The sequence below is a fragment of the Duganella aceris genome (assembly GCF_011090165.1).
GTDB lineage: Bacteria > Pseudomonadota > Gammaproteobacteria > Burkholderiales > Burkholderiaceae_D > Rugamonas > Rugamonas aceris.
The window spans coordinates 192,356-208,596 of sequence record NZ_JAADJT010000011.1; the positions used below are offsets into that span (position 1 = coordinate 192,356).

The 16,241-nt window shown below is 65.8% G+C and carries 12 protein-coding genes and 1 pseudogene; 6 read left to right on the forward strand and 7 right to left on the reverse strand.

Features of this window, described 5'->3' with window-relative positions; translation table 11 throughout:
• Positions 1–5 precede the first annotated feature (5 nt).
• The gene (locus tag GW587_RS23240) at positions 6–464 is read left to right on the forward strand and encodes an Lrp/AsnC family transcriptional regulator (protein ID WP_166107079.1); all 459 of its coding nucleotides are present in this window, start codon (positions 6–8) and stop codon (positions 462–464) included.
• Between the two features lie 74 nt (positions 465–538).
• Entirely contained in the window at positions 539–1,342 is an 804-nt protein-coding gene (locus tag GW587_RS23245; RefSeq protein ID WP_166107081.1) for a beta/gamma crystallin-related protein, read from the forward strand.
• Here GW587_RS23245 and GW587_RS23250 read toward each other — a convergent pair.
• Positions 1,343–2,298: pseudogene (locus tag GW587_RS23250) on the reverse strand (NAD(P)H-binding protein). It abuts the gene before it with no gap.
• 94 nt (positions 2,299–2,392) lie between these two features.
• On the opposite strand from GW587_RS23250, the gene GW587_RS23255 reads away from it, so the two are divergent.
• A complete protein-coding gene (locus GW587_RS23255; RefSeq protein ID WP_166107083.1) occupies positions 2,393–3,301 on the forward strand; it encodes a LysR family transcriptional regulator in 909 nt (302 codons plus the stop codon).
• Here the strand turns inward: GW587_RS23255 and GW587_RS23260 are convergent.
• Positions 3,288–3,680: a DUF4124 domain-containing protein gene (locus GW587_RS23260; protein ID WP_166107085.1), complete on the reverse strand. Its 393-nt coding sequence runs from the start codon at positions 3,678–3,680 to the stop codon at positions 3,288–3,290. The genes GW587_RS23255 and GW587_RS23260 overlap by 14 nt on opposite strands.
• Positions 3,681–3,858: 178 nt before the next feature.
• On the opposite strand from GW587_RS23260, the gene GW587_RS23265 reads away from it, so the two are divergent.
• Positions 3,859–4,611 (forward strand): DUF481 domain-containing protein, encoded by a 753-nt coding sequence (locus tag GW587_RS23265; protein ID WP_166107235.1) that lies wholly within the window; start codon positions 3,859–3,861, stop codon positions 4,609–4,611.
• 32 nt (positions 4,612–4,643) lie between these two features.
• Complete coding sequence (purT, locus tag GW587_RS23270; protein ID WP_166107086.1) at positions 4,644–5,855, forward strand: formate-dependent phosphoribosylglycinamide formyltransferase; 1,212 nt, start codon at positions 4,644–4,646, stop codon at positions 5,853–5,855.
• 30 nt (positions 5,856–5,885) lie between these two features.
• On the opposite strand, the gene GW587_RS23275 is transcribed toward purT, so the two are convergent.
• From GW587_RS23275 to GW587_RS23295, 5 genes are all read right to left on the reverse strand, one after another.
• Complete coding sequence (locus tag GW587_RS23275) at positions 5,886–6,617, reverse strand: LytR/AlgR family response regulator transcription factor (protein ID WP_229259619.1); 732 nt, start codon at positions 6,615–6,617, stop codon at positions 5,886–5,888.
• A 20-nt stretch (positions 6,618–6,637) separates the two neighbouring features.
• A complete protein-coding gene (locus tag GW587_RS23280) occupies positions 6,638–7,804 on the reverse strand; it encodes a sensor histidine kinase (protein WP_229259606.1) in 1,167 nt (388 codons plus the stop codon).
• A 17-nt stretch (positions 7,805–7,821) separates the two neighbouring features.
• Entirely contained in the window at positions 7,822–9,294 is a 1,473-nt protein-coding gene (locus tag GW587_RS23285; protein WP_166107090.1) for a carotenoid oxygenase family protein, read from the reverse strand.
• An 11-nt stretch (positions 9,295–9,305) separates the two neighbouring features.
• Complete coding sequence (locus GW587_RS23290) at positions 9,306–9,716, reverse strand: DUF2141 domain-containing protein (RefSeq protein ID WP_166107092.1); 411 nt, start codon at positions 9,714–9,716, stop codon at positions 9,306–9,308.
• A 79-nt stretch (positions 9,717–9,795) separates the two neighbouring features.
• A complete protein-coding gene (locus tag GW587_RS23295) occupies positions 9,796–12,477 on the reverse strand; it encodes a PAS domain-containing hybrid sensor histidine kinase/response regulator family protein (RefSeq protein WP_308495399.1) in 2,682 nt (893 codons plus the stop codon).
• 137 nt (positions 12,478–12,614) lie between these two features.
• Here GW587_RS23295 and GW587_RS23300 point away from each other — a divergent pair, with 137 nt between their 5' ends.
• On the forward strand, positions 12,615–16,163 hold the full coding sequence (locus tag GW587_RS23300) for a CHASE domain-containing protein (protein WP_166107095.1): 3,549 nt from the start codon (positions 12,615–12,617) through the stop codon (positions 16,161–16,163).
• Positions 16,164–16,241: the final 78 nt, after the last annotated feature.

The window sequence follows — 16,241 nt, forward strand, 5'->3', positions numbered from 1 at the left end:
CCAACGTGGAAATCGACGAAATCGACCGCCGCATTCTGCGCGAACTGCGCGCCGACGGGCGCATGAGCAACACCAAGCTGGCAGAGAAAGTCGGGCTATCCACCACGCCGTGCTGGAACCGCGTCCGGGCGCTGGAGGACGGCGGCATGATCGAGGGTTATACCGCCCTGCTCAGCCAACAGGCGCTGGGGTATCCGGACACCGTCATCATCGAGGTCACGCTGGACCGCCACGACGACGACATCTTCGAGAAATTCGGCCAGGCGCTGGCCGAGCTGCCGGAAGTGATGGAAGCTTATCTGCTGACCGGCGAATACGATTACCTGATCAAGGTTGCGGTGGCCGGAACGGCCGGCTACGAGGAATTCCTGCGGCGTAAGCTATATAAACTACCGGGCCTGCGCCACAGCCGGTCCACCTTCGTATTGCGCTGCCTGAAGCGCGCCCATTCGGTCGAGCCCTGACTATGTGCGCCTGCGTACAGATAGGAACGTAGAAACACCCCATGCTCAGCATCATCAACACATGGGAGATGAAAATGAATAACACACTCAAGATCGCTGTAGCAGCCGCCGCGCTGGGCCTGACCTCGCAAGCTTTTGCGCAGATCACCTTCTACGAAGGCGACGGCTGGCGCGGTCGCGCCTTCACCGCCAAACAGCAAGTGCGCGATTTTTCGCGCAACGGCTTCAACGACCGTGCTTCGTCGGTGGTGGTGGATCGCGGCCAGTGGGAAGTCTGCGAAGACGCCAACTTCCGCGGCCATTGCACCGTGCTGCGCAAAGGCAGCTACGAAACGCTGCAGGGCATGGGCCTGAACAATCAGATTTCTTCGGTACGTCCGGTCAAGATGCGCGACCGCTATGACAACGAAGCGCCGGCGCCGATGCCGCAAGCGACCTACGACTACCGCCGCCGTCCGGCCGAGCGTATCGTCCAGGTGCCTGTCACCTCGGTGCGCGCGGTGGTCGGTTCACCCGAGCAGCGTTGCTGGGTCGAGCGCCAACAGGTCAATGAACCGTCGCGCGGCACCAGCGCGGGCGGCGTGATCGCCGGCGCCCTGATCGGCGGCATCCTGGGTCACCAGGTCGGCGGCGGCTCGGGCCGCGACATCGCTACCGCAGGCGGCGCGGTCGCTGGCGCGGTGGTCGGCAACAATGTCGCCAACAACAACAGCACCTCGACGCGCGATGTGCGCCGCTGCGAAAACGTCAGCAATCCGAAACCGGAATACTGGGACGTGACCTACAACTATCGCGGCCAGGAACATCGCGTTCAGATGAGCACTCCGCCGGCGTCGTCGATCGCGGTCAACAGCAGCACCGGCGAGCCACGCCTGTAATCAGGCTTGGGGCAAGCAGCCCAAGCCTTCCAGCGTGCGGCGGACCGCCTCGTCCAAGGGCGTGTGCGGTTCGCTGCCCAGTGTCGCCAGCAGATGCGCGTTCGACATGCGGATCGGATGGCGCCACAGATAGCGCATCTCGCGCAGCTCGCGGAACACCGGGACGAATGGCGCTGCCAATGTCGTCAGCCCCATGGGAAGGCACGCGACTTCAGCCCCGGCCTGCCGGCGGCGCGCGCGATGGAGGCGGCCATCCGCAGGCCATCCTCATCCCAGTGTCCATCCATGTGATAACAGGCGAACGCCGGCAGCGCATCGCCACGCTCGACCAATCGCAGCATGGTTTCAGCGACATCCGGAAGATAGGCCCATTGGTGGCCGACACCTGGCGTGGACGGATTGCTGATCGAGCCGACCGGCGCGCCCGGCTTGACCAGTCCTTGCGCGAACCAGTTGTTGCCAGCCTTCGGACCGAAGAAATCACCCGCACGCACGATCAACGACCGCACGCCCTCGCCAGCCGCCGCCTTCAACCGCGCCTCCAGCTCGACGCGGATCGCGCCCTTGCGCGTTTCCGGACGCTGCGGCGAGTCTTCGCGCAGATGTGGAAAAGCGTCCTGCCCATAGTTGTAGACGGTCCCCGGTAACAGGATGCGGGCGCCGCTGGCACGGGCGGCGGCCACTGTGTTGTCCAGCATCGGCAGCACCAGGGTGCGCCAGTTGCGGTAACCCGGCGGATTGACGGCATGGACGATCAACTGCACACCCTGCGCCGCCTCCACCACATCGTCGCGCTGCATCGCATCGCCCGACAGCCACTGCACACCGTCGCCGTGCCGCGCCACCTTCTCCGGCGAGCGATGCAGCGCCTTCACCGTCCAACCGCGCGCCACCAGCAAGCGCGCCACCTCGCCGCCTATACCGCCGGTCGCTCCCAGAACCAATGCCTGCTTCATGTCGTACTCCTTCTCCGTTTCGATGCAGACAGTGTCGCTTCACCTGACCTAAAAGAAAATTACCTAAACCGGTATAGTCCCTATACAATTTTGCATGAACTCTACTGAACCGAACTGGGATCTGTACCGGTCCTTCCTCGCCGTACTGCGCGAAGGCTCGCTGTCGGGCGCCGCGCGGACGTTGGGCCTGACGCAGCCGACCGTCGGCCGCCACATCGACGCGCTGGAACAGTCGCTTGGTCTGTCGCTGTTCACACGATCGCAATCGGGCTTTATCGCAACCGACGCCGGCTGCGCGCTGCAAGGGCATGCGGAGGCCCTGGCTTCCGCCTCGACGGCGCTACTGCGCGCCGCGTCCGGCATAGGACGTGGCGAAAACGCAGAGATACAGGGCACGGTCCGGATAACCGCCAGTGAAGTCGTCAGCGTCGAGGTACTGCCGGCGATGCTGGTTCAACTGCGCGCCAAACATCCCGGCATCACGATCGAGCTGGATGTCTCCAACCGCATAGAAAATTTATTGCGGCGCGACGCCGACATCGCCGTGCGCATGCAGCGGCCGGAGCAGGACGTGCTGGTAGCACGCCGTGTCGGCAATATCGATCTTGGATTTCACGCGAGGAGGGATTATCTGGAACGGCACGGCACGCCGCGCACATGGGAAGAACTGGGGAGTCATGCGCTGATCGGCATCGACCGCCAGACCGCCTTCACCCGCAAACTGCAACCGTTGATGGCCGGCCTTTCCGGCGGGACCTACGCGCTGCGGAGCGACAGCGACCTGTTACATCTGGCCTCAATCCGCGCCGGTCTGGGTATCGGCATCTGCCAGGTGCGACTGGCGCAGCGCGATGCGCGACTTGTGCGGGTGGCGCCCGACCTGCTGACCATCTCGTTGGATACCTGGCTCGCCATGCACGAAAACCTGCGCGGCAATCCAGCCTGCGCCGCCGTCTACGCCGCACTGGGCGACGCGCTGGCGGGCTATATCAACGGGTGCTAGCGAGGCGGCGTTGCTTGTGCATTTCGTCCTGCATCTGCAAATTCATTCGCGCGGTTTGCAACGTGCCGGCATCGACGCTGATGGCCTTGCGCTGCAAAGGACGCGGCAGATCGGCCCAACGGCTGCGCGGCGCCTGCACCGCTGGCTGGCGCGCGCCGGGTGCGATCCGTTCGACGCCGGTGTTGATGATGACGCCGGCCGCAGGACTGTCGCTGACGGTCGGATCGACCAGGCGGCTATCTTGGGGACAAGGGGCATCGGTCAACAGCAGCTCGCCATTTTGATCGACGCAGCGATTTACGGTCGCGCCGGCGCAGGTGCTGATGGCGAGCAAAGCGGTGCAGAGCAACAGCCTGGTGTTTTTAAAAGTGATGTTCATGATGGTGCCCCTTTGACAATGTAGCCATCATCCTCCGGACTCGCGGCGTTTTCTGTGCGCGCCCACACGCAGCCGAAAATCCGGGCGTGCGCCGGTTTGGTGCGTCGTCGGTTACAATATCGCCTTGTTCCGTATCGCGATCTCGCGATGCCGTTACGCGGCATCGCCATCCATGCCTATGAAATCCATCTTCACCATCCCAGCCCTCGCGCTGGCTCTGGCCCACGGCTACGCCTGCGCCGACTCCATCGACAACACCAAGCAAGGCTGGAACACCTCCGCCGAATTGGGCGCCATCTCCACCTCGGGCAATACCGTCGGTACTTCCGTCACCGGCAAGATCGACTCCCGGCAGGAACTGCCGGACTTCAGCAACGAATACATCCTGGCCGGCTACTTCAAGGACGAACAGGTCACCAACGACGACGGGGAAAAAGTGCGCGAGCGTTCCGCGCAGCGCTATTCGCTGTCCGCCAAGACCGCATACAAGCTGCTCCAGGATCACGACAAACTGTTCGCGTTGGCCACGCACGTCGACGACAGATTCGGCGCCTACACCCGCTACTCCACCATCGGCGTCGGTTACGGCACCCAGACCTACCAGTCGGACACCCATACGCTGGACGTGGAAATCGGTCCGGGCTACTTCCGCGGGGCCAACTCCACCGGCGAGATCGAGAACGGCCTGATCGTGCGCGGCGCGGCCAACCTGAAATGGAAACTGAGCGACAACGCGCAGTTCAGCCAGAACCTCAGCGTCGAACGCGGCACCTCGAACACCCACTCGCTGGCGGAAACGGCGCTGCGCACCAAGATCAACAGCACCATGCAGATGAAGGCCGCCTTCAGCGTACGTAACGACACCAACGTCCCTGAAGATAAAAAGAACACCGACACGCAGACGTCGGTGACGCTGGTCTATTCCTTCTGACGGACTTCTCCACTTCTCTTTTCAACCCATCCATGAACACTCCACGCACCCTCGGCACCCCGCTGTCTCCAAGCGCCACCAAAGTCATGCTGCTCGGCTCCGGCGAATTGGGCAAGGAAGTCATCATCTCGTTGCAGCGTCTCGGCGTGGAAGTGATCGCCGTCGACCGCTATCCGAACGCGCCGGGTCATCAGGTCGCGCACCGCTCGCACGTCATCAACATGACCGACGGCGCCGCGCTGGCGGCATTGATCGAGCAGGAACAGCCGGATCTGGTGGTGCCGGAGATCGAAGCCATCGCCACCGACACGCTGGCCGAACTGGAAAAGGCCGGCAAGATCACCTGCATTCCGACCGCCCGCGCCACCCAGCTGACCATGAACCGCGAAGGCATCCGTTGCCTGGCCGCCGAGACGCTCGGCCTGGCGACGTCGCCGTACCGCTTCGCCAGCAGCCTGGCGGAACTGGAGGCGGCCACCGCCGCCATCGGCTTCCCTTGCGTGATCAAGCCTGTCATGTCCTCGTCGGGCAAGGGCCAGTCCAAGATCGACAGCGCCGCCGAAGTCAAGGCCGCGTGGGATTATGCGGCCGCCGGCAGCCGCGTCGATTCTGGTCGCGTCATCGTCGAGGGCTTCATCGATTTCGACTACGAAATCACGTTGCTGACGGTGCGCTCGATCGGCGCCGACGGCCAGGTGGTGACGCAGTTCTGCGATCCGATCGGCCACGTACAGGTGCAAGGCGACTACGTCGAATCGTGGCAGCCGTGCCGCATGGATCCGTTGGCGCTGGAACGCGCGCGCGATATCGCGGGCAAAGTCACCGGCGACCTGGGTGGTCTGGGCCTGTTCGGCGTCGAGCTGTTCGTCAAGAACGATATGGTCTGGTTCTCGGAAGTCAGCCCGCGCCCGCACGACACCGGGATGGTGACGATGGCGACCCAGGTGCAGAGCGAGTTCGAACTGCACGCCAAGGCCATTCTCGGCCTGCCGGTCAATGTCGCCCTGAAGACGCCCGGCGCATCGGCGGTCATCTACGGCCAGCATGAAGCGCACGGCATCGCCTTTGAAGGCGTGGCCGAAGCGCTGCGCGTGCCCGGCAGCGACATCCGCTTGTTCGGCAAACCGGAGTCGTTCGCGCGCCGCCGTATGGGCGTGGCACTTGCCACCGCCGACGATGTCGACACCGCGCGCGCCCGCGCCAAGGAAGCGGCCTCCAAGGTCAAGCCGGTGGTCGTCAAATAGTTGCTTGTCGGCCCGCCGGCATGGGGGCCGCTACATCTGCCGGAACAAATCCACGTAATTACGGCTGACCACCAGCTGTTCTGGTCGGCCCTTGAGCTGCACCATCAAACGGCCACGAAAGTCCTGACGCGTGCCCGCCACATGACGCGCCGCGACGATCACGCTGCGGTGTATCTGCCAGAACTTCTGCTCGTCCAGCTGCTCGCGCAGCTTGCTCAAGGGCGTGCGTATCAAGCTCTCCCCATCCGCCAGGAACACGCTGGTGTACTTGTCGTTGCTTTGGAAGTAGATCACTTCGTCGATCGATATCAGGCGGGTCTGGTCGCCCTGCGCGGCGCGGATCCACTGCAGCGGCGCGGCGGCCGGCACGGGCGCGGGCGTCGCCACCGCCAGTTGCGCCAGCAAGGCCTGCAAGCTCGCAGCCGGCGCCGCAGTGGTCCTGGTCTTCAGCTTGGCGACCGTCTTTTCCAAACGCTCCAGACTCGCCGGCTTGAGCAGGTAGTCCACCGCGGATTGCTCGAAGGCCTCGACCGCATATTGGTCATAGGCCGTAACGAACACGATCAGCGGCGGCTTGGGTCCGGAGGCAAGGCGCGCCGCCACATCCAGCCCGGTCAGGCCGGGCATGCGGATATCGAGGAAGGCCACATCCGGCGCTTCCTCGTCGATCAGGCGCAGCGCCTCCAGGCCGTTGGCGGCATGGGCGACCACGCGCAATTCCGGCCAGACCGTCTTCAGTTGGCTTTCCAGGTAATCGCGCAGATGGGCTTCGTCGTCTGCGATCAGGGCGCGGATGGTATTGATGTCGGACTCGCGTTCAAAGGCAGCATCAGGCGAACCGTCATGCCGCAAGGTTGATTTTCCAATAATTCTACCCGAGCCTGGCCCGCATACAAACTACCCAGGCGCTCGCGCAGATTACTCAGCCCGACGCCGCCGCCGGGTTTGGCCGGCGCCGACTCGTTCAGGCCCGCGCCGGTATCGCTGACCTGCACGCACAGGTGCGCACCTTCGGCCCGCGCGCTGACGATGATCTCTCCGCCCTCCACTTTCGGATCCAGGCCGTGCGCGATCGCATTCTCCACCAACGGCTGCAGCAGCATCGGCGCGATGCCGAACCGGCGCAACTCGTCCGGCACGTCGATGCGGTAGCGCAGGCGCTCGCCCATGCGCACCGCCAGCACATCGAGATAGGCCGCGATCAGCTTCGTTTCCGACCCGAGCGTCGCTTGCTCGCTGCGGCTGGCCGCCAGGCTGGCGCGAAGATAGTCGATAAAGCGCTCAAGCATGTGCTGCGCCTGCCCCGGCTCCGGTCCGATCAGACTCACCACATTGGCCAGCGTGTTGTAGAGGAAGTGCGGCTCGATTTGCGCCTGCAAGGCTTTCAAGCGCGCCTCGGCCAGCAAGCGCGCGCTGGATGCGGCGAATTCCTTCTGCCGCGCCTCTTCCAGCGCGCGGGCGTTGCGGCGCTCGGCGGCGCTGCGCACCATATAAAGCAACACCGCGACGCCCGCCGCGATGGTCAGGCATTCCACCAGCACACCGCGATTCGACAGCAGCTTGATCGGATCCACGCCGCTCCACAACAGATTGCCGACGCCGACGCCGAACAACACGCTGAACGCCATCAAGACCATGCTGAACATCAGCCGGGGCAAACCACTGGCGCGGCGCGGCCAGCCGTGCAGCACCCGGTTCGACGCCACGGAGCCGGCGTGGATCATCGCGCCGATCAGATTGGACATCAGCAGCATCGGCAGCAGGTGTTCCACCACCGTGCCGTCGCGGCGGAACAGCAGCATTTCGACGGCGGTCAGCACCACGCCCATGCCGCTGCTCCAGATCACGGTGTATAGCAGGTTGCGCCGCCGCGAGGTGGGCCAGCGGCGGAACAGCGGAATCAGCTCCAGCGGGTGCGCCAACGGCGGGGTTTTACAGTCTTGAGTCATGCGCCTGCCTATTTTGTTCATGCCGCCAGAAAGTTACCATGAAAGCAAACCGGCGCGCGATAAGATAGTCGCGCCAGCGCTCTCGGGCCGGCGGCGATGTTGTGCGCATCGAACACCGTCAGCACGGTCTGGCCGCGCCTGGTGTCCTGCGCCGCGCCAACCAGGTAGCCATCGGCTTCCGAACGCGCGCCGCGTCGCGGCACCAGTACATGCTCCTCGACCTGCCAGCCAGGACCGAAGCTGTAACTGTCGGCCTTGCCGCTGTCGGTATCGATCAGGTTCACCGTGCTGAGGATCAGATCGGTGCCTCCCGCCGCACCCAGCACCACCAGCTTGCGGTGGCGGGCCGACACCACCTGTGGCGCGACGCGGGGAAATTCGCTGACGCCGAACAGCCGCGCCTCGCGCGCTGTACCGGTCGCGTAATCCAGCGTGATCTGTACTGTATTGCTCCGGTTTTCACGCAGTCCGCGCATCTCGCCATGCATTGGCAAGCCGGGATCGGGCAGCACATCGCCTTCGTGCAGCACCGCGTCCAGCCTTGTGCAGGCGCCGTCTTCGAATGCGTTCCCAAGATGGAACACGGAGCGCGCCGGCAATTCGAACACCTGGCGCAGCGCCAGCGTATCCTTGGCGATCACCACCGCCCGCAGCGGACGGTCGCCGCCGGCCCAGCGCATGCTTTCGGCCAGGCTGCCGGCGCCGGGCTGCATGTCGTAAGGCGGCAGCAGGAAAATCAGATGCCGCGCGCTGACGACGAAGTCGTGCACCATGTTCAGTTGCGGCACCGGGACCATCGCCATGCGCGTGACTTCGCCGGCGGCGTTCAGGCGATAAATCGCCAACTGGTCGCCGCCCGGCGCGTTGCCGAAGTTCCAAAGGCCGCCATCCGGGTCCAACTTGGGATGCGCCGAAAACGGCATCGCCTTCAAATCCGGCCGCCAGGCCTTGACGCCGCGCGTGGCCAGCGTTACCGGATCGAGCTCGGTCGCCGAACCGCCCTCCCACAGCGCGTACACCGCGCCGTTGAACGGCAGCAGATTGGTGTTGGCGGTGTTGACGCTGTCGTTGCTCTTGACGCCCCTGCGGTTGATCGCCGTGCCGAAGGCGGGGAACAGGAATTGCCCCGCCCTGCTCTCCTCGGTGAATTTTTGCGTGGCGACGAAACGGCCGCGATGCGACACCTTGCCGCCGGCGATATGCCAGCGCTGCGCAAAGCCGTCGCCGTCGAACCAGTGGTGATAGCGTTCGCCGCCCAGTTCGAAGCGGCCCGGCCCGTTGCGATAGAAGACACCGTTTAGATCCGACGGCAGGCTGCCGCCTATCGCGGCCTCGCCCGAAAGTTCGCCCACGGTGTCGGCATACACGGACAAACGCGGATCGCGCTCCAGCGCGGCGTGAAAGCGGCGTTGCGTCTCGCTGTCGGCCAGCGCCGGAGCGGAGACCAGGCCAAGCGCGGCGAGACTGATGAATTGACGACGGCTGCTCATGCTCGCTCCCCTCAACGCAGGTTGACGGCGTTGGTGGCGCCGCCGGGGGGCAGCGCGAAGCGCGCCTGTTCGAACTCGGGAGGTCCGCGCTTGCCGGCCGCGTTGTTGCTGAAGGCGTAGTCCTCGCTCGGCATGCCGAGCAGGTTGCGATCCAGCTTGCCGTTGCCGTTGGCGTCATGATAGACCGCGAAGGCGTAATCGCCCGGCGGCAGGTCCTTGATCCGCAGCTGCATGGCGCCGGCCGTCGCCGGCGCCGACTGCGCGCGCAGCGGCTTCCCTCGGAAGCTGTCGGCGCTGTCGTACAGCGCGACCAGGATCTGGCCTTCGGCGCTGGAGACGCCGTCGATGGCGATGGTGAGTTCGGCGGCGCCGGCCGGCGACAGGGCGGCGGCGATGAGTGCTGCGGCAATCAACTTGGACATATTCTGCTCCGGTGAGTGAGGTGTGAGCTCACTGTATCCGGGCCTGCGGCGCAAGCGTGGGCGCTGCGACGAAACGCGGTCAGGCGGCGCGAAGCGCGTCCCGGTGGCGCGAAATGATGTCCAGCATTTGTTCGATATCGACCGGCTTCGGAATGAAGTCGTTCATCCCTGCCGCGATGCAGCCGTCCTGCTCCGATTGCATCACCCCGGCCGACATCGCCAGTATCGGCAATGTCAGGCGCAGCTCGTTGCGAATCAGGCGGGTAGCCTCGAAGCCGTCCATGACCGGCATCTGCACGTCCATCAGCACGATATCGTAGTCGCCCGCGTGCGCGCGCAGCCGATCGACCGCCAGCTGGCCGTTTTCCGCCACGTCCACCGTGGCGCCCGCGTGCTCCAGCATGCCGCGCGCGACGATCTGGTTCAACGGATGATCTTCCACCAGCAGCAGCCGCAATCCTTGCAGGGGCGGCGTCTCGGCCGCGGAGGGCTCGGGTTCGGGCGGGCGCGCCTGTTCCGGCGGGGCCGCCGCCGGGAATGGCGCGGCCACGCCCTGCCACGCCGCCATCGGCAAGGATTGCGCCTCGTCGGCGCCGGCCAGCGCGAACGGCAGCGTCACCACGAACTCGCTGCCGTCGCCGGGCATGCTGCGCGCCGAGATGCTGCCGCCCATCAGTTCCGACAGCCGGCGGCAAATCGCCAGACCCAGACCGGTGCCGCCGAAGCGCCGCGTGGTCGAGGCGTCGGCCTGGTTGAACGCCGAGAACAAACGGCTCTGCTGCTCCATGTCCATGCCGATGCCGGTGTCGCGCACGGCGAAGCGCAGCTCGACCCGTCCCGACTCCACCGGCGCGGCGACGCTGACGCGCAGCGACACCTCGCCCTCCTCGGTGAACTTGATGGCGTTGCCCACCAGGTTGATCAGGATCTGCTGCAAGCGCATGGCGTCGCCCACCAGCACCGGCGGCACATCGTCGTCGGCGCCGATCGCCAGGCCGATGTTGCGCGCGCCGGCATTCAGCGTCATCACGGTGGAGATCGCGTCCAGCACCTCGCCCAGCCGGAACGTCAGCGGCGACAGTTCCATGCGGCCCGCTTCGATCTTGGAGAAATCCAGCACGTCGTTCAGGATCCCCAACAGGACGTTGCCTGATGACCGTATCATATCCACGTACTCCTTCTGTGCCTCATCGAGCGGGGTGTTGGCCAGCAGGTAGGCCACGCCGAGCACCGCGTTCATCGGCGTGCGGATCTCGTGGCTCATATTGGCCACGAACTCGCTCTTGGCGCGGCTGGCCGCCTCGGCGCGCTGCTCGCTGTTCTTGCGGTCGGTGATATTCATCGCCATCAGATACGTCCCCAACACTTGGCCGTCGCGACCGATGTCCGGCACCAGGTCGACCAGGAAGTGCTGGGCGCCGTCGGCGCCGGCGAATTCGCGCTCATAATGCAGCCGGCTGCCGGACAAGGCTTGGCGCAGATCCGGCAGCCAGCTGTCGGCGGCCGGTCCGAACATCTCGCTGACGGTCTTGCCCAGCATCGCCTTGGGGTCGATGCCCCATTGGGTGCGGTAATGGGCGTTGGCGAACAGGTAGCGCAGGTTCGGGTCCAGGTAGGCCACCAGCAGCGGCAGCGTGTCGGCCAGGATGCGGGCGCGCCGCTCGCTCTCGCTGGTGCGCTGCTGCGCCGCTTCGCGCTCGGCCATCAGCCGGTAGAAGGCGCCGCTCAACTCGCCGATTTCGTCCTTGCGGTGCAGTTGCAACACCTGGATGCCGGCGCGGCTGTCCTTGATCTCGACCACATTGCGGCGCAGCCGCTGCAAGGGACGCAGCAGCCCGGCGATGCCGACCCACGACAATACCCCGGCCAGGCCGGCGAACACCGTGGCGGCGGCGGCCGCCTCGTAGCGCATCTGCCGCAGCGGCGACAGCGCCTCGTTGCTGGGGAACCGCGCGGCGATGATCCAGTCGGCCTGCTTCAGGCGCCGGTAGGAATAGATGCCCATCACCTTGTCCTTGTTTTCCGCCTCCAGCCAACCCTCGTAACCGCCCAGCGCCATCTGCGTGGCGCGGTTGTAGCCGGGGCGCTGGTTGATGTGCTGCAGGATGCGCTTCTTGTCCGGATGGTCGAGCAGGATGCCGCCGGTGGTCATGATGAAGGTGAAGCCGCTGCTGCCGGGCCGGAACGCCTTCAGCGAGGCGAACGGCGCGTAGCGCTGCAGGTCGATGCCGCCGGCCAGCACCAATGCCACGCGGCCTTCGGCGTCCATCACCGGCGCGGAGATCAGCACGGTCGGCACGGCGCTGATCTTGCTGAGGAACGGCGCCGAGATCACGCCCCGACGCGCCGCCAGGGTTTGCCCGAACCAGGCGCGCCCGGCCTCGCTGTAACCCGGCGCCGGCATCGGCTCGCCGATGGCGTTGGTCAGCGTGCCTTCGGGATTGTAAATTTCGATGAACGAGAACTCGCCGTGCGCGGTCGGCCGCGCCTCGATATAAGCGCGCAGCGCCCCCGGGTCGCGCAGCGTGGCGGCCGGCAGCGATTCGGCCAGCGCCGCCAGCATGGCTTTTTTCGCGGCCAGGTGCTCGTCCATGTGGGCGGCGGCGCCGGAGATCAGCGCGTACTGCTGGGCGCCGATAACATCCTTCATGTCGCGTTCCGCCAACATCAGCGCCACTACGGTGACGGTCACGGTGGCCGCCAACACCAGCACCACCACCAGGCTGCTTAGCCTGAATCTCAAGGTGGAAGGCAAGGACATCGATATCGCCATGGGCTGCGCGGACTCGCTATTAAGAGGGTGTCAAAATATTACCCGCTACGCGTCCGAAAGCCAAACCCATTATGACAATATTTACGTTATAGTGGTTTCCTCGTTGACAACCCAGATAAACCGCTATGCGCGCGCTGATGCTGCTGTCGCTGTGCTACGCTCTGATCGCCCGCGCCAGCCTGCTGCTGGCCTTCGCGCATACCAACGCCACGCCGGTGTGGCCGCCGTCCGGCATCGCCTTCGCCGCCATCCTCTTGATGGGCTACCGCGCCTGGCCGGCTATCTTCCTGGGAGCCTTGGTCGCCAACGTCGTCACCTTCGTCGACAACGGCCTGCAGTTCAACGGCATCGTGGCGACCTCCTCGACCCTGATCGCGGGCGGCAATACGCTGGAAGCGTTGTCCGGCGTGTGGCTGATCCGCCGTTACATCGACGTCGCCCAGCCGATGGGCCAACTGCAAAACGTGTATAAGTTCGCGCTGGTGGCGATGGTCATGTGCCTGGTCAGCGCCGGCATCGGCTCCACCACGCTGGTGCTCAGCGGCCTGGCGCCGGCATCGGCCGCCGGCACCGTCGCGCTGACATGGTGGGTCGGCGACATCGCCGGCGTGCTGCTGGTCGCGCCGGCCATCATCGTCTGGTGCGTCCGGCGCCGGCCCAAGTGGCACTGGCGCGGCGCGCTGCAAATTTCCGTCTCGCTGCTGGTGCTGATGGCGCTGATTGTCGCCGTGTTCGGCCGCCGCTATGCTTACGACGACGGACTGGGATGGCTGCCTTACCTGTTCGTTCTGTGCGTGGCCTGGGCTTCGCACCGCTATGGGCTGCGCGGCGCCAGCACGGTGTGCATGCTGGCCACCGGCGGCGCGGTGATCGGCACCATCAACGGTTACGGCCCGTTCGCGGTCGGCACGCTGAACGACGCGCTGATTTCGCTGGAGAGCTTCGTCGTGCTGTGCAGCCTGATCGGCATGGTGCTGTGCGCCGACGCCAATGAACGCCAGCGCGTGGGCGACAAGTCGTTCGGCGCCAGCGCGGCGCAATGGGGCACATTGCTGATTGGCGTCGGCTTGACGGTGGTGGTCTGGCATTTGCTGGCGGTGGGCGCGGAACGGCGCGCACAGGAGCAGTTCGACGCCGAATGCGACGACATCGCCAAGCGCATCGCGCGCCGCATGGCGCTGTACGAATCCGGCCTGCGCGGCGCGCAGGCGCTGTTCAAGGCGCAGCAGGAGCCCAGCCGCGAACAGTGGCGCGACTTCACCGAAGGCCTGGACCTGGCCAACAACTTCCCCGGGGTGATGGGGCTCGGCTACGGCGCCTTCCTGCGCGCAGACCAGCGCGCCGAGGCCGAGGCCAGCATCCGCGCCCAGGGGCATCCGGACTTCCGCATCTGGTCCGCCGGTCCCTCGCTGGGGCCCGGCATGTCCGCCGTGGTGACGTATCTTGAGCCCTTCACCGGCCGCAACCTGCGCGCCTTCGGCTACGACATGATGTCGGAGCCGGTGCGCCGCGCCGCGCTGCTGAAGGCGGCACATTCCGGCGCGCCGGCGCTATCGGACAAGGTGGTGCTGGTGCAGGACGCACAGGGCGAAGGCAAGCCCGGTTTCCTGATGTACTTCCCGGTCTACCGCAAGGGAGTGCGCCTTGGCCCGGAGGCCGATGCGGCGGAAAGGATGGCGGCGCTGCAGGGCTTCGCCTACACCCCGATCCGCGCCGAGGAATTGATGGCCGACCTGCTCGGCCCAGCCGACCATGCGGTGCGGCTGGAAATCTTCGACGGCGCGCAGACGGCGCCCGCCGCGCTGCTATTTTCCAGCGCGCCCGCTCCCGCCGACCTGCGCCAGTATCCGAATCCCTATCGCCACGTGATGCCGCTGGTTCTGCTGCATCACCAGTGGATGCTGCGTTTCACTTCGCAACCCGCCTTCGAGAACGCCATCGACCGCCAGAAATCGCAGATCGTGCTGCTGGCCGGGGTGATCATCAGCCTGCTGTTCTTCGGCGTGGTGCGGGCGCTGACCGCGCGCCAGGCTTTCGCGACCGCGCTGGCGCGGCAGATGACGGGTGCGCTGCGCGACTCGGAAAGCTCGCTGATCGTGGCCCGCGACCAGGCGGAGGCGGCCAGCCGCGCCAAGAGCGAGTTTGTGGCCAACATGAGCCATGAGATTCGCACCCCGCTCAACGCGGTGCTGGGCATGACGCACCTGCTGAGCAAGACCACGCTCTCGCCGCACCAGCACAATTACCTGGAGATGATACGTTCGTCGGGCACCTCGCTGCTCAGCATCCTCAACGACGTGCTGGATTTCTCCAAGATCGAGGCCGGCCGCATGGAGCTGGATCCGGCGCCGTTCCAGCTGGGCGCAGTGCTGGAGGCGGTGGCCGCGATCATGACCGTCAACGCCGGCGAGAAGGACCTGGAGCTGGCCATCGGCGTCGAGCCGGACGTGCCGCAGACGCTGGAAGGCGACGGGCATCGCCTGCAGCAGATCCTGGTCAACCTGGTCGGCAACGCCATCAAATTCACGGAAAAGGGGCAGGTGTCGCTGCTGGTCGAACTGGCCGCCGCGCCGGCCACGCTGCGCTTCACGGTGCGCGACAGCGGCATCGGCATCGCGCCCGACCGGCTGGCGCAGTTGTTCGCCCCCTTCTCCCAGGCCGACGCTTCGATGACGCGCCGCTTCGGCGGCACCGGGCTCGGATTGACGATTTCGCGCCGCATCGCCGCGCTGATGGACGGCGAAATCGACGTGCGTAGTACACCCGGCACGGGCAGCGCGTTCACGCTGACGGTGCCGTTGCGACGCGGCGCGGACGCTCATCCCGTCGCGCCCCAACAAGCCATGCACCTGCTGGTGGTCGACGATCACCACATCAGCGCCACTTATCTATGCAAGACCATCGAGGCGCGCGGCTGGAGCTGCGAACAGGCCGACTCCGGTGAACAGGCGCTGGCCTTGCTGCGCGTCCCCGGCGCCCGCTACGACGCGGTGCTGATCGACTGGGACATGCCGGGCATGAACGGGCTGGCCACGATGCAGGCGATCCGCGCCGAATCGGCGGCCGCTACGATCGGCGCCGTGCCGGTGGTCCTGATGGTCAGCGCCTTCGGCCAGGGCAAGCTGCTGCATACCGACGGCGCCCAGAACGCCCACGCGGTGCTGCTCAAGCCTGTCACCGCCGGACGCCTCGACGACACGCTGCAGCAGGCACGCAGCGGCGCCTCCATCGCCGACCAGGCGCCCGCGCCGGGCGAAGCGGCTATCGAACCGGGTGGCCAAGCCGGCACCCAGCGCATCGACGGGGTGCGCATCTTGCTGGTCGAGGACAACCCGGTCAATCAGCTGGTCGCCAGCAGCATGCTGACCTACGCCGGAGCCAGCATCGACGCGGTCGACAACGGCGCCGCCGCCCTGGAGCGGCTACGCACCGACGCCGATCGCTATGACCTGGTGCTGATGGACGTGCAGATGCCGGAGATGGACGGCTTTGAAGCCACCGCCAGGATCCGCACCGAGCTGCGATTGTCGCTGCCGGTGCTGGCGATGACGGCCGGCGTCATGGAGTCCGAACGCGAACAATGCATCGCCTCCGGCATGAACGACTTCATCGCCAAGCCGATCGACGTCGAGCAGATGCTGCGCGCCATCGCCCGCAATCTCCCCGCGCGCTGACCCCTCAATACCTCTTAGGAGGTGTGTTCACGCGGAAACGCCGCGCCTATCATCGATGCCTGTTGAATCAATTCAATT